Raw genomic sequence first — 14,631 nt, forward strand, 5'->3', positions numbered from 1 at the left:
TGGCCACAATGACCCTTCTCTCTTCCGTCTCCTCCTCAGCGCGCCGCGCAGGCTGGCGCCTGCCTGCCGTGGGGCTCGCCGCGTGTCTGGCGCTCTCGGCCTGTGCGCCAGGCTCCGCATTGCCGCCGCTGCCGCAGACAACGGCCTCGACCTATACGCTGGGCACAGGCGAGCAGGTGCGTGTCGTCATCTTCGGGCAGACGCAGCTGACCGGTCTGTTCACGGTCAACGACCTCGGCAACATTTCGGTGCCGCTGCTGGGTGACGTGCCAGCCCGCGGCCAGACCACCGATGAGCTGGCACAGGCGATCTCGACCGAGCTGCAGCAGCGGAAGCTGCTCAACAACCCCAGCGTTTCCGTCGAAATTGCCAAATATCGGCCGGTCTTCATCCTGGGCGAGGTCGAGAAGCCAGGCCAGTATAGCTATGAGCCCGGCATGACCGCGCTCACGCTGGTCGCCGTCGCCGGCGGCTTCACCTATCGCGCCCAGACAGGCTATGTCTCCGTCCTGCGCAAGGTCGACGGGCATGTCATTGAGGGCCGCGCGCCAAGGGGCGAGGAAATCGAGCCCGGCGATGTCATCACTATCTTTGAGCGCTATTTTTGAAATCCCGATAACCCCAAAAACCCGCGCCAGCCGCGGGTTTTTTTATGCCTTTTGGGGGTGTCGGGTCACAGTGCGAAATGCAGCGTCAGCATCAGCAGGTTCTGCGTAAAGGCACCGCTGAGCTGATCGGAGGCGATGCTGGTCACGGTCGATGTGCCAGGTGCATTCTGATTGGTGAAGTCATCATCCAGCGACAGGCGCATATTGCGGTTGATCAGCCAGGTGACGCCACCACCGACTGTCTCATTCGTCTGCGTGCCACCTTGCAGATAGGAGACATATTGCAAACCCACCCGCCCTTCCAACAGCACATTGCGCATCAGCTCGTAATCACCGACGATCTTGGCTTCGTTCAAGACATAGCCGTCATTGCCGGTGGTATCGGCATCCTCGATGCTCCGGGTCAGATTGCCCGTCAAGGTCAGCACGGGATCGGGCGTCCATACCACCTGGCCTGACAGGACAGGCGCCGTATAGGTGCCATATTGCGACGCCGAGAAGGTTCGGGTCTCGACTCCCACAACAAAGGAATAGCGCCATACGTCTTTGGGCTGAAAGTCGAAACCGGCCAGCACCATGCCACTGACCGAATCATTGCTCGGCTGACCCTCAACCTGATTGACATAGGTCGAACTGCTGCCCCGCGTGACCAGTAGCAAGCCCAAATCGCCCGTCAGCGCGTAGCGGGTGACAATGCCACCGGCCAGGACATTGCGATCGAACTCGGCCTGGCTGGTCTTCACGCCATTGGCGGTGATGTCGCCGAAACGGTAGGCGCTGACATCCAGCGACGGCGTAATAGTGACGCGGCCAAGATTGAAGTCATAGGACAGCTCGCCCGTATCGGTGGTGTTCTCAGCCGGCAGTTCCGATCGCGCCATGCCGATTTCTGTGCCGAGCTGATTATAGGTGGAATGGGCGTATTGGGCCTTAAGCTCCCCCCCGGCAATCGTATATCCACCTCCAAGGCCGATATTCCAATTGGTGTAGTCTTCGTTGGGCAGGGCAAAAAAGGCGTCATGGTCGAAGCCCAGGCTTGCAGCCAGACTATTGCGGCTCCAATCCGACTGGCCCGTGATGCTGCCTGATGTCCGCGAGCCCCAGCTGCCCGAATCATTGCCGGCATTGCCGTTGACATTGGTATTGTCGAAAATCGACTGATCAAGCTGCGGGCGGATGGTAAAGCCGCCGAGCCGAATACCGGCCTGATCATAGTCCGGGCGCGCCCGCGTCAGCACGGTAACGCCCAGATCCTGGTCATACCCGTAATTGCCCGTCGGAAAATAGGCACTCGCTTGCGTCTGTGCCTGCGCTGGTAGCGCCCAAGCGACGGGCGCGATGCCGAGCAGGGGAATGATCCAGGGCTTTAGGCCCGGTCGAAGACTGCGGCGCGGCATGGACGAAGAAAACTCCATCAAAGAAAACTCCGTCCGATGGCGCGGTTGCGAGACAAGCGTGACATCATGGCGGTCGCGTGAATAGGATCGACGAGGCATAGCCGGCTGATGCCTAAACCATAACCGCCGGCCGTTACAAATCCAGCCTATCTTGCAAAATACCACGACTTGCGGCCCACTCTCCCCTGGCCATTCCGCCCGTCAGCACGGGAACGTGATGCCACCGGCCGTGCTACCTCCATGATCAGCCAAGGGGGCAATCTGTGTGCGGACCCCCGCCAAACGAGGTAGCGCAGCGCTGCACTGCGGCATAGCCTAGTCCGAAGCGCCAACCACCCGGCTGGGTTGGGATCGCTTTTCCCGCCATCGGACATCCTCCGTCAGGTTGGATGGAACCCCGCTCTCACCACTGTGGTCTATACGCATTACGAAATCGATGCCTCATCTGGCGCGCCGATAAACCCGTACTCGCCCGAAATGGCGACCTCTCAACGATCCTCGCGCGCTTTAGATCTCCCTCCATCCGAAACGGCGTGTTTCAGAGGGATTTTGAAGATTTTGAAGGATCATTCCAGCTCTCAACTGGTAGCGGCAGACGGGGTGGATTTTTCACCTCGTGTGCGGCCGAAGCTTGCACCGATCATCTGCTCAATCTCATTCCTGGCAGCCGACCTGATCGCGGCCGCCCTGGCTGAAGCGGCCGCGGTCGGTGTGCAATTTCTATTGAGTGACGACTATCAATCGGCTCTGCCGATTGCCAGGACAAGCGTCTTCAACATGACGATCATCCTGGCCGTCACCATCTCCTATCTCGCGCTGCGCGGACGCTATACGGCGCGGACGCCTTTCTGGGCGGAAGCAAGCCAGCTTTTTTCGGCGTCATGCTGGGCCTTCGGCGTCCAGTTTCTCGCTGGATTTTTCGCGGGCCACATCGTCAGCCATGCGCCGCAACTCCTGACCTTCGTGCTGTTTCCGATCTTGGCCACATTCGCCACGGCATTCGCCAAAACTATGCTTGTGCAACTGGGCTCTTGGCGGCTACCCATCGTGCTGATCGGCACCGGCGAGGCCGCATTGGCCGTCGAAGCCGCCTTGGCCTCTGACCCATCGCTTGGCTACAGCATCGTCAGCCGGGTCGATCCGCAACGTATTCTCGACCGCTCCAACAGCGCCTTTCTCTGGGCCATATTGAAGCGGCATCAGGCAAGCCAGATCCTCTTCGCGGTGGACGATGACAGCACCTTGCAACGCCAGCTGATTGACGCGGCGCTGCGCGACAAGGTGCCCTTTGCCATCGCACCTGGCCCTCATGCCATGCCCGCCCTCGCCTGGCAGCCGACGCGCTTCTTCAGCCATGACGTCGTCATGCTGAGCTTTCAGCACAGCATGTCGCGCACCCTGGAACAGGCCGTGAAGACCGCGCTTGACGTTATGGCGGCGGCGATCCTGCTTGTCCTGTCCAGTCCCATTTTTCTGATCGCCGCGCTGTTCAACCTGTCTTCCGATGGGCCACTCTTCTTCGCTCATCAGCGGCTGGGTACCGGCGGCAAGATGTTCCCCTGCCTGAAGTTCCGTACCATGGTGGTCGACGGCGACCGCGTGCTGCAGGAGGCCCTGGCGCGAGATCCGGCGCTGCAGGCCGAATGGCAGGCAACGCAGAAGCTGCGGCACGATCCGCGCATCACCGCCTTCGGCCGCTTTCTGCGCAAGACCAGTCTCGATGAACTACCGCAGCTCATCAACGTCATTCGCCGGGAGATGAGCCTGGTCGGGCCGCGGCCGATCGTGCCGAGCGAGGTCCATTTCTATGGTGATGACATCGCCCATTACTATAATGCGCGTCCCGGCGTCACCGGCCTGTGGCAGGTCAGCGGCCGCAGCAATACCACCTACGCCCGGCGCGTGCAGCTTGACGTATGGTATGTCAACAACTGGAGCGTGTGGCTGGATGTCGCCGTGCTGCTCAAGACGTTACCCGCCGTGCTCTCGCGCTCGGGTGCCCATTGATCGGCACAGCGTTTATATTGATTGAATGAGTAAAACCGCACCACTCTCTCATCTCTCTCTCGTCTGCCTCCTGGCCATGCCGATTTCGGCGGTGGCCGGGGGGTCGGACGATGCAGCGGGCCTCGATCGCGGACCGGTCAAACCGGTCACCGCCGTCAGTGCCGACCGCTTTCTCTCATCGCTGGGTGTCAACACCCATGTCGATCAGGGCTACGATCCCAAGACCTATATCGCACCGCTGCGCTATCTTGGCATCCGTGCCGTCAGAGACGGCATCCGCCACATCGAAGGCGATATTCTGATCGCGCGCGCCACCGGTGTGCACTTCGCCATTACCGGTGGCGGCGATCTGGATGGTGAGCTGGCATCGGCGCGGATGCTGGCGCAAGCCGACGCTCTGCTGGCCCTGGAAGGCCCCAACGAGCCAAACAATTTCCCCATTACCTTCGCAGGCGCGCAAGGCGGCGGCCGTGACGGTGGCAGCTGGAAGCCCGTCGCGGCATTCCAGGCCGCGCTCTATCGCGCGGTGCGGCACGATCCAGTGCTCGCGCATTATCCGGTATTCGGCCCGTCTGAGACGGGCGCCGAGACGGAGAATGTCGGCCTGCAATTTCGCACCACGCCGCAAGGCTTCGCGGGCGCAGCGGCTGCCGGTACGGCGTATTCAGACTTCCTCAACATCCACAACTATGTCAGCGGCGTGCATGGCGGCTATGGCGACAACCAGGCCTGGCAGGCGGCCGACCCGGTTTTGGACGGCCGCTGGGACGGGCTGTTCGGCAATTCCGGCAGCACCTGGCGGCGCCATTTTCGGGGCTATGACGCGGCCGCTCTCACGGAGCAGCCGCGGGTCACGACCGAGACGGGGTGGGACAGCGTCTCAGACCCCGGCGGGGAAGCCGCGCAGGCGGCTGTACTCAGCAACACCTACCTCGCCCAGTTCAAGCGCGGCTGGCGCTATACCTTCATCTATGAGCTGAAGGATGAGGAAGGTGGACCGGGTCATCAGGGGCTTTTTGCCGGCGACCGGCCGAAACTCGCCGCCCGCTATATCCATGCCTTGACCACACTACTGGCAGATCATGCGACAACGGCTGATCCGGGAAAGCTTGCCTTTGCCATCACCACCGGCGCCCGCACCGTGCATGACCTGCTGCTGCAGAAAAGCGACGGCAGCTTCGACCTTGTCATCTGGAACGAGCAGACCCACGGACAGGCTGCCGTCACCGTCACCTTCGCGACCCAGCAGCCTGCGGTGGAGATGTTCGACATCGCTCAGGGTACCGCGCCCATCAAAAGCCTGCGCGGCACCAAGGATGTCGAAATGACATTGACGGATCATGCGATGATCCTGCGTATCGCGCCGCCTGTCTCTGCGGCCAAGCCCTAAGCCAGGCCGGGCGTCCCCGCCCGGCCTGCCTGGCTTATCGCCGTGTCACAGAGCCGGCACAGCGGCGCGGAGTGCGGCATACTGTGGCTGCGTCAGACGCGGCTTGATGATACGCTCAAAGGTCGAGAGTGCCGCGCCGATCGCCTGGTGCATGTCGAGATAGCGATAGGTGCCAAGACGGCCACCGAAGATCACATTCTTCTCAGCCGCCGCCAGATCGCGATACTGGTCGTAGCGATCCTTATCGGCCGTACGGCCGATCGGATAGAAGGGCTCGTCCCGTTCGGTCGCGGCGCGCGAATATTCACGGAAGATGACGCTTTTCTCGGTCTGATAGTTCCGCTCCGGGTGCATGTGCCGGAACTCCAGAATGCGGGTATAGGGGATCTCTTCATCGGCGTAGTTGACGACCGGCGCGCCCTGAAAATCGCCCGCCTGAATCACCTCCCGCTCAAAATCGACTGTGCGCCAGCCAAGCGCGCCGAAACGATAGTCGTAGTAGCGATCGACCGGGCCGGTATAGAAAATCAGCTTGCCCATCGCTTCGATTTCCCGGCGGAGCGCGAAGAAATCGGTCTCCAGCATGACCTCGATCTTATTGCCTGCCAGCATGCGATCGAAGATCGCGGCATAGCCGTTCACCGGCAGGCCCTCGAAGCGATCCTCGAAATAGCGCGTGTCATAGGTATGACGCACGGGCAGACGGGTGATGATCGATTCCGGCAGATCGCGCGGATCGGTCTGCCATTGCTTCATCGTATAGCCGCGGATGAAAGCCTCATACAGCGGGCGGCCGATCAGGGATATCGCCTTCTCTTCCAGATTGCGCGGCGTGCGCCCGGCCATCTCGCCGCGCTGCTCGGCAATCAGCGCCATCGCCGTGGCGGGCGTCATCACCTTGCCGAAAAACTGCGATATCGTCAGCAGATTGATCGGCATCGCATAGATCTGGTCGCGGTAGACCGACAGCACGCGGTGCTTATAGTCGGTGAATTCGGTGAACCTGTTTATATAATTCCAGACCTCGGGATTGGAGGTGTGGAAGAGATGCGCGCCATAGCGATGCACCTCAATGCCGGTATCCGGGTCGAGTTCTGAGTAAGAATTGCCGCCGGCATGGGTGCGGCGTTCCAGAATCAGGCTTTTCAGCCCCAATTCCGTGCTGCATCTTTCGGCGATGACGGCGCCAGAAAACCCGGACCCCACGATGACGATGTCGCAGTCACGAATGAGATCTAGCATACCGGGGCTTCCTGCATTGTCATCCTGAAGCTGCTAGACCCATGGGCGGCCTGCCGCGATTTGTCCCATCGGATGAGCCCTCCTTCAAAGGAGGTAACGAACAGCCGCGCCATGATGCAATCGGGTGATGGTCTCTGCCCACTGGCCGAATTCGTGATCGCGGTATCACCGAAGTGCCTATTTCCGCAGAACGGCAAAGCGCAATACCTCTAGGTTTGCGGCGCAGCATTTTTGATGTGGGCTAAGCCTCGGCTCCGGCGCGCAGAACCCACCGGACGCATGATGACAGCAGGAACGGCATGACGATGGACTTTGCTCCGCTCTCCCACCGGCTCGCGAGACATGCCGCCCATGGCTGACCATGGCTCGCTCAAGCGCGTCGCCGCCAATCTGGCATCGACCACCATCTTCCAGGCCAGCGGCTATCTTCTGGCCATGGTCAACGTCCCTTATCTCACCCGCACCCTGGGCGTGGCCGATTACGGCGTGCTCGCCTTCGTCATCAGCATCAATGCCTATCTCTATCTGATCATCGACTGGGGTTTCTCGCTCGGCGCGACGCGCGACGTGGCTCAAGCGCGGGGCGATGAGGACAAGCTGCGCGACATCTTCTGGAAGACGATGACGGCCAAGGCCCTGCTGTCGATCTTCGCCACCGGCGTGCTCTTCGCCATCCTCACCCTGCACCGGGTGCCGACGCCGATCTATCTGCTGCTGCCGGGCCTGCTCAATATTCTCGGCGCCATCTTCACGGTTGATTGGTTCGTCCAGGGCCTCGAGCGCATGGCGATGTTCACGATCTATTCGATCGCGGGCCGCAGCCTTGCCGTTGTTCTCACCTTCGTGCTCGTCCACGGACCGCAGGATACCTGGATCGCCTGCGGCCTGCAGGGTGTCGGTTCCATCATCAGCGGCTTCGCCGGCTTCTTCATCGCCTGCCGCTTCCTCAAGCTTGGCCGCGCCCGCTTTCCCATCCGCGCGGCCGGCGCGCAGATCTGGCACTATCGCCACTACTTCCTGTCACAGAGCAGCTGGATTGCCTATTCAACGGCAGCACCGCTGGTTCTGGCGCTCGTCTCCGGTTCCAGTGAGGTCGGGCTTTTCGCGGGCGCGGACCGCATCACACGGGTCGTGATGGCGCTGACCGTGCCGCTGAGCATGGTGATGTATCCCCGTGTCAACGCGCTGCTGGCGCAATCGCGGGAGGCCGCCGCCAATGTCGCCGGGCCCTTCCTCGGCTTTCAAATCCTGGTCGCACTCGGCCTTGGCGTCGCGATATTCTTCGCCGCGCCCTTCATCGCGACCATCGTGCTCGGCCCCAGCTTCCATCAGGCGACACCCGTTCTGCGCTGGCTTTCAGCCCTGCCCTTGCTGACCAGCATCGCGGGCACCTTGCCACGGCAGTTTCTCATCCCGCTCGGCTGGAGCCGCGATGTCTCCCGCATCACCATGGGTTTCGCGGTCTTCTATCTTATCCTGCTGACGGGAGGCTGCTTTGAATTCGGCGCGACAGGCGCGGCCATCGCACTGATCATCACGGAACTGCTGCTGGCGCTGGCCTTCACCTTGCATCTGCTGAAGCATGAGCGGCAATTCGCGCTGGCGTCCCTCGCTGCGATCGTGCACACGCCGCGCCATGTTGCTGATGTTTATGCCCATCTGCGCGGCCGGCTGCGGTCGACTTAGAGACTATTTGGAAATGCGCGGCCGGTAGCCGCGGCACAGCAGTCTCAAACAGTCTCTCAGGCGGCACAGCGCAGCTTGATGGTATCCGCCAGCCTGATGGCCAGCGCCACGATCGTTAGCGTCGGATTGGCGTGGCCACCGGTCGGGAAGACGGAACTGCCGGCGATATAGAGATTGTCGACATCGAAGACCTTGCAGTCCTGATCGACCACGCCCTCTTCCGGCGTGCGTGCCATGCGGGTCGTGCCGGTGGGATGGGCGACGTCGTAAAAGACGGCGTCCTCCGGCCGGTTGTCATTCACCCAATCCTGCAAAACGGGCACTGGCAGGCCAGCATCCGCGAAGGATCGGCCGATGGCCTGGCCCAGATAGACCGCGGTGCGGCGCTCCTGATCGCTGATCCGCCAGTCGATGCGCGCGCGCGGCGTGCCGAAGGCGTCGCATGTCGCGCCAAGCGTGATGCGGCTGTCGGGGTCCGGCACCTGCTCCAGCGTCACGTCAAGGTCCAGATGGCGCAGACGCCGCGGCAAAGGCCGCTTGCGCAGATAATGCGCGGACAGACCGGCGAGCACCTGATCAGCATGGCGCAGAGCAAGACCCGCCTGAGTCAGGCAGGTTGCACGGCCGTTCATCCTTGCCGCCTTCAGCGCGCTCCAGAGATCATCCTCCGCGAAATCATACACCGCCCAGGCCGCCGCATTGACGAGATGCTCGTCTGCGATGACGCGGCGGCTCAAGGACAGGCCGCGCTGCATGCGCATGCCGCCCGTGGCCGGCAGCACGCCGAATTCGGCGAGAATGCGCGCGTGCTGCTCTGGCGCGAACCTGCCAAGCTTGGTGCGGGGATGGTCCATCAAATAGCGGCCGACAAGGCCACGGGCATTGCCTAATCCATGCGGCTGCTGCCTGTTGGAGGCCAGCAAGAGGCGAGGGTTTTCGATCCCGCCCGCGCATAGCACGAAATATTGCGCCGTTACCTGCAGGGTGGCACCTTCGGCATTGCGCGCCGTCAGGCCTGAGACGCGCCCCCCATTGGAGGTGCAGCGGATCTCGGTGACAGTCGCACCCGTCACCACGGTCACATCAGAGAGGTCGCTCCTCAGGAAATTTGGGCCGAAGCGCATGAAATCATGCCCGGCCTGCGGGTCGCGGCTGAATTGCCAGTAGATAGAGCGCAGCGGGGTTTCATTCTTGTCGGCAAACCGGTGCGACAGTTTCAGGGCTGCGGCCAGTGTCTCATCATACTGCGTGGGCACCAGGCCCAAAGGACCAGCCGCGCGATCCGCAAACGGCGCCAGCGCGGCCGGCGCGATTGGCCAGCCTGAGTCAGCAATCCAGGGCCGGCGCTCGAAATCGAGATCATCGAGCGTGGTACAGCGCCCGGACCAGGTGTGGGATGACCCGCCGAAGATGCGATTGCGCAGGCGGGACTGATCGGCCACGCGCGGCGCTCCACAGGTCTCTACCGCATTCAGTCCGGCGGAGAATTCATCTTCCCTGTCCAGTCGCCCGCTTTCGAGAATCAGAACCTTGAGGCGGTGCGAGGCCAGTTCGCGCGCAATGGTCAGACCGGCCGGACCGCTGCCGACGATGCAGATATCAGCCGTGAATGCTTCCGGCGACGAAAGTTCGGCGATCGTCGCGCGGATCATGGCCGGCTGCCTGCTCTGGCCGAGATGCTGTCCTGATCAGAGTGCGGCCGCGTGACGGTTTCGTCGACAAAGGAGCGCATTCGGTCGCGGAACCGCTCTTCCGAAAAGCGGAGGGCATTGGCCCGGCAATCGTCGCGGGACATATCCTGAGCGATGGCATCGAACTGCGACAGAGCAGCGCCGATGCTCTCGACCGTTTGTTCCGCAAACAGAACGCCGGTCGGGCCGCGGCCTGGTCCCGTTTCGATGATGTCCAGCGCACCACCTTTGCCGAAGGCGATCACCGGCGTGCCGCAGGCCTGAACCTCGACCATGGCAATGCCGAAATCCTCTTCGGCGGCAAAGATGGCGGCGCGCGCACGCTGCATCAGGCCAATCAGCTCAGCCTTCGGCACGGCTCCGCGGAATTCGATATTCGCGGCACCACCCGCTGCCGCATGAACGCGCGCAGCCTCGGGCCCGGCACCGACCACGACCAGCCTGCGGCCGGGATGGTCGCGAAAGGCGCGCACCACAAGATCCACGCGTTTGTAGGGCACGAACCTTCCCGCCATGAGGTAGAAGTCGTCCCGCTGCTGGCCGATCGTGAACTCGGTCACGTCCACGGGCGGATGAATGACCAGAGCCGGACGACCATAGGCTTTTTTGATGCGGCGGCCGATGTAGCGGGAATTGGCGATGAAATGGTCGACATGCTGGGCACTGGCATAATCCCACTGCCGCAGCTTGTTGAACAAGGCCCGGATGTAAAGGGCTTTTGGTCCCCAGCCGAGACCTGCCTGCCGCAGATACTGGTGCTGCAGATCCCAGATATAGCGCATCGGCGAATGCACATAGCTGATATGGATCTGGTCCGGTCCGGTGAGCACGCCCTTGGCCACTGCATGATTGCTTGAAATGACAATATCATAGGCGCTGACGTCTAGCTGCTCGATCGCCATGGGCATAAGACCGAGATAGTGACGAAATAGCTTCCTGGCCAAGGGCAGTCTTTGAATGAAGGTGGTCGTGACTGTGCGGCCTTTGAGAAAAGCGCGCTCCTTGGGTGTCATGAAATCGACGACGGCAAATAGATCGGCATCGGGAAAGCACAGCAAAAGCTGCTCCAGAACCCGTTCCGAGCCCGCATAGACCTCCAGCCATTCATGAACGATCGCGATGCGCGGCGCCCGCGCGCGCGCGGCAAACAGAGGTTCTGCCACACCCGCGGCCTCGCCCGGCGGCAAAGCCACTGGTCTGCTCAGAACATTGTCATCGCGCAGAGAAATGGCGGAACCGCTCATTGTCCAGGAGTCTCCTCGGCAAGCATGATCCCGCAGACCCGTGCATCATCCTGTAAACTGGTCAAAAGACGTAATCGCGCCGAAACCCGCGCTCATTGATGCGCAGGCACGGGGCGTAGGGATGACCAGCCATAGGCACGTCCTTTGGGCAGAGATAATGCAATGAGATGCGCGATCTCCACCCATCGGCTCAAGAGACGAAAACTGCCGATATCGTCTAATCCGAAGGGTGGTCGCCTACCTCTTAGGGCGAGGTTGAGCTTTGTGCGGCAAAATTTAGTGTGCGCGGTGCCAGCAATGATTTCTTGAAGGAGAACCCTTTGGCGCGAGCGGACATCTCAGCCTGGACGACAGAACAGGCCTCGTCGCCCTCCCAGCAGGCAAAGGCGAAGCCACAGGCACAGGCCAAACCACGGATGTCATGGCAGCGGTCCATTACCACGCAGGCTTACGGCGCCGTCAAACGCGCGGCGCGCGCCGCAGATGCCTATTCTAAATTCCACGATCGCGTCACCTTCGATGATCGCCGCACGCAATCCGCGCTGCTCATCACGGTGCTGGCTGGCTACAAGCAGGATCTTTGGCCCCTGGTGATGCCGCGGCTGAAGGCTGCCATCGCGGCCGTGGATGGGGCGGATATCTGCTTCGTCTCGCCCGGCAAAAGGGATGACGCCCTGGCGGCGCTGTGCAAAAGCGAAGGCTGGAGCTATCTCGCGACCGCCACGAATGATGTATCCCTCGCGCAGAACGTCTGCTTCAAGCTTCACGAGAGCGCGCAGTGGATCGTCAAGCTGGACGAGGATATGTTTCTTCTGCCGCGCACGATCCTGGATCTGGTCGAGGAATATAAGCGCATCAAGGCTGAGGGCCGCGTCGATCCCGGCTTCGTCGCGCCGATCATCCCGCTGAACGGCTTCTGCTATCGTCCCATGCTGCGGGCGCTCGGCCTGCTCGAGGACTATGAAAGCCGGTTCGGCACGGCGCAGCTTGGCACCTCGGGCCTGCCCATCCATACCGATCCGGTCGTCGCCCGCTGGATCTGGGAGCAGACGACGCCACTCGAAACGCTCACCGGGCGGCTAAGCGCCATGCCGACCGAGGATTTGCTCAGCCCGATCCAGTTCAGCATCGGGATCATCGTCTTTGAGCGCAGCTTCTGGGAGCAGTTCAGCTATTTCGGCGTCTCCCGCCGCAAGCTGCTCGCCGGCATGAATACGCTGGGCGGTGACGAATCCCATATCTGCGCGTCGGCCATGATCCATTCCCGGCCCATCGTCGTCACCAGCAAAACCGTCGCCGGGCATTTTTCCTTCGGTGGCCAATATGCCGGGATGATCGACCTGATGCGGAGCAGGCCTGACCTTTTCCGGTGGTCAGAGGCTATCTTAGCTTAATGCCCAGGCAAAAGCCGAAAAACAGAATATGCACGCCACCCCCTTTGGGGGACCGCCGTATCGCACAGACCGGCAGTTTCCCTGCACGCCGCCAGTCATCGGCATAGGCAGGAAAACCGTTCACAATCGTCAACCAACCGGAACTGTAAAGTCGCCGCATCTGAGCCATGATTGGGACCGCACGAAACCGTAACGCTCACCTGACCATAGGCTGGGCCAAAATGGCGCCGGAGCCCCAAATGCGGCGCTAGCGATCCTGTGATGGGCGCTCCACCCGCCACGTCTGCACCAGGGTGCGGTTCCGCCCGGCGCGCGAGAAGACCGTGAACAGGAATGCTGCGCTGACGCGGACCGGCACGCCGATCTCGGCCACTCTGGCTTTGGCAGGCTTCAGTACGGAAATGCCTGCCCATCGGGAAAGACGATGAACTGCCGCGCGCCGCTCCGGCCGATCCAGTCGCCGTAGCGATCCTCCCGCATCTGGCGAGCCTGGGCGTAGCCCTGCAAGCCCGCATCATAGGCTGCTTCAGACTGGGTCAGGCCCGGCGGGGCCATCCACGTGCCGATCTGCTGGGGCGTCACGGGGGTGCCCAGCGGCCCCTCATTCATCGGGCTCGCCTGCGCGCAGGCCTTATGGCAGTGGCCCATTAGCAGAAAACCGAGAATGATCAGGATGGATCTCGCCATGACCTGCCTCCCCTCCAGCGGCCCCGTCTATCGGGGTCTTGGGACGCATCATACGCCTGTCCCGGCTAAGTCCGGCTGAAGAATTTGCGACCGCGGGCCGCGCCGGCCGGGCGGCTAGCTGGCCAGGGCGCTGCCGGGTCCGACATAGCGCGATTGCGGGCGGATCAGCCGCCCGGCCGCCTGCTGCTCCAGGGCATGGGCGATCCAGCCCGTGATACGCCCCATGGCGAAAGCACAGGTGAAAGCCTGTGGCGGAAAGCCCACCGCCTCCAGCAGCAGGGCCGTATAGAATTCGACATTCGTTTCCAGCGCGCGACCGGGCTTTTTCGCCCGCAACACGCCCAGGGCCGCCGCCTCCACACCCTCCGCAAAGGCCAGACGGGCGGCGGCAGCCGGTGAGGCGGCAAGCGGCCTGACTGCCGTTTTCAGTGCGTCGGCGCGCGGGTCGCGCGTGCGGTAGATGCGATGGCCGAATCCCATCAGCCGGCCGCCCTGCGCCACTTCCCGCTCCAGCCAGGCCTGCGCATTCCCATCAGCCGCGATGGCATCCAGCATGGCGATGACGGGGCCAGGCGCCCCGCCATGCAGCGGCCCTTTCAGCGCGCCCAGACCCGCGAGAACGGATGAGGTCAGGCCCGCCTGGGTTGATGCGACGACGCGCGCCGCGAAGGTCGAGGCATTCAGGCCGTGATCGCAGACCGTGACGAGATAGGTATCCAGCGCGCGGGCAAAGGCACCATCCGCCGCCTCCCGGCCCAGCATCTGCAGGCAATCGGCCGCCTGAGTCAGCTCAGGGTCAGGCGCGCGCGCGGGCAGGCTTTGGCCCAGGCGGATCATCAGTGGCGTCAGCACGGCGGGGGCGGCGATCAGCCGCAGGATGTCATCCCGTCCGCTGCCGTCCGGCATGAAGGCGATGCCGGCCCGCAGACCGTCATAGGGGCCAAGCCGCGCCAGTTGGTCCATCACCGGGGCGATGCGCGCGAAAACATCGCCACGGGCGGCCCCCAGCGCTGTCGCCAGACGGTCCCCCTGCGGCAGGTCCGGCACGAAACCGGCGAGAAGCAGAGAGACCACATCTTCATAGGCCAGAACGCCGGCAATCTGATCCAGCCTCTGCCCGCGGATCACCAGCCGGCCGCCCGCGCCATCGACATCCGACAGCACCGTCTCTGCGGCGACCACGTCTTCCAGCCCGCTGATCATCATCCTGCCTCTCCTTGACCATCCGGCCTGAAACTGCTGCCGTCGCCGAGTTGCATCAATCTTGATCAATTAAATCAACATA

11 protein-coding genes are annotated in these 14,631 nt (G+C 62.4%); 5 read left to right on the forward strand and 6 right to left on the reverse strand.

What is annotated here, in order from left to right:
- Positions 1–8 precede the first annotated feature (8 nt).
- Positions 9–608: a polysaccharide biosynthesis/export family protein gene (locus AC3G7M_RS17715; protein WP_489213453.1), complete on the forward strand. Its 600-nt coding sequence runs from the start codon at positions 9–11 to the stop codon at positions 606–608.
- A gap of 65 nt (positions 609–673) precedes the next feature.
- On the opposite strand, the gene AC3G7M_RS17720 is transcribed toward AC3G7M_RS17715, so the two are convergent.
- Positions 674–2,023, reverse strand: coding sequence for an outer membrane beta-barrel protein (locus AC3G7M_RS17720; protein WP_489213454.1), 1,350 nt, complete (start codon positions 2,021–2,023; stop codon positions 674–676).
- A 582-nt stretch (positions 2,024–2,605) separates the two neighbouring features.
- On the opposite strand from AC3G7M_RS17720, the gene AC3G7M_RS17725 reads away from it, so the two are divergent.
- Positions 2,606–4,012 carry an exopolysaccharide biosynthesis polyprenyl glycosylphosphotransferase gene (locus tag AC3G7M_RS17725; protein WP_489213455.1) on the forward strand — a complete coding sequence of 469 codons (1,407 nt, stop codon included), beginning with the start codon at positions 2,606–2,608 and terminating at the stop codon, positions 4,010–4,012.
- A 25-nt stretch (positions 4,013–4,037) separates the two neighbouring features.
- Entirely contained in the window at positions 4,038–5,402 is a 1,365-nt protein-coding gene (locus AC3G7M_RS17730; RefSeq protein ID WP_489213456.1) for a hypothetical protein, read from the forward strand.
- Positions 5,403–5,447: 45 nt separating this feature from the next.
- Here AC3G7M_RS17730 and glf read toward each other — a convergent pair whose 3' ends face one another.
- Complete coding sequence (glf, locus tag AC3G7M_RS17735) at positions 5,448–6,644, reverse strand: UDP-galactopyranose mutase (RefSeq protein WP_489213457.1); 1,197 nt, start codon at positions 6,642–6,644, stop codon at positions 5,448–5,450.
- Positions 6,645–6,995: 351 nt separating this feature from the next.
- Between glf and AC3G7M_RS17740 the strand changes: the two genes are divergently transcribed.
- A complete protein-coding gene (locus tag AC3G7M_RS17740) occupies positions 6,996–8,330 on the forward strand; it encodes an oligosaccharide flippase family protein (RefSeq protein ID WP_489213459.1) in 1,335 nt (444 codons plus the stop codon).
- A 56-nt stretch (positions 8,331–8,386) separates the two neighbouring features.
- Here AC3G7M_RS17740 and AC3G7M_RS17745 read toward each other — a convergent pair whose 3' ends face one another.
- Both AC3G7M_RS17745 and AC3G7M_RS17750 read right to left on the reverse strand, forming a co-directional pair.
- Entirely contained in the window at positions 8,387–9,982 is a 1,596-nt protein-coding gene (locus AC3G7M_RS17745; RefSeq protein ID WP_489213460.1) for an FAD-dependent oxidoreductase, read from the reverse strand.
- Positions 9,979–11,265, reverse strand: coding sequence for a glycosyltransferase (locus tag AC3G7M_RS17750; protein WP_489213461.1), 1,287 nt, complete (start codon positions 11,263–11,265; stop codon positions 9,979–9,981). The genes AC3G7M_RS17745 and AC3G7M_RS17750 overlap by 4 nt, the downstream gene beginning before the upstream one ends.
- Before the next feature lie 416 nt (positions 11,266–11,681).
- On the opposite strand from AC3G7M_RS17750, the gene AC3G7M_RS17755 reads away from it, so the two are divergent.
- Entirely contained in the window at positions 11,682–12,659 is a 978-nt protein-coding gene (locus AC3G7M_RS17755) for a hypothetical protein (protein ID WP_489213462.1), read from the forward strand.
- Between the two features lie 390 nt (positions 12,660–13,049).
- On the opposite strand, the gene AC3G7M_RS17760 is transcribed toward AC3G7M_RS17755, so the two are convergent.
- On the reverse strand, positions 13,050–13,346 hold the full coding sequence (locus AC3G7M_RS17760; RefSeq protein WP_489213463.1) for a hypothetical protein: 297 nt from the start codon (positions 13,344–13,346) through the stop codon (positions 13,050–13,052).
- Between the two features lie 114 nt (positions 13,347–13,460).
- Positions 13,461–14,552 carry a citrate synthase/methylcitrate synthase gene (locus AC3G7M_RS17765; RefSeq protein WP_489213464.1) on the reverse strand — a complete coding sequence of 364 codons (1,092 nt, stop codon included), beginning with the start codon at positions 14,550–14,552 and terminating at the stop codon, positions 13,461–13,463.
- Between the last annotated feature and the right edge of the window lie 79 nt (positions 14,553–14,631).

Source organism: Acidisoma sibiricum (assembly GCF_057837225.1).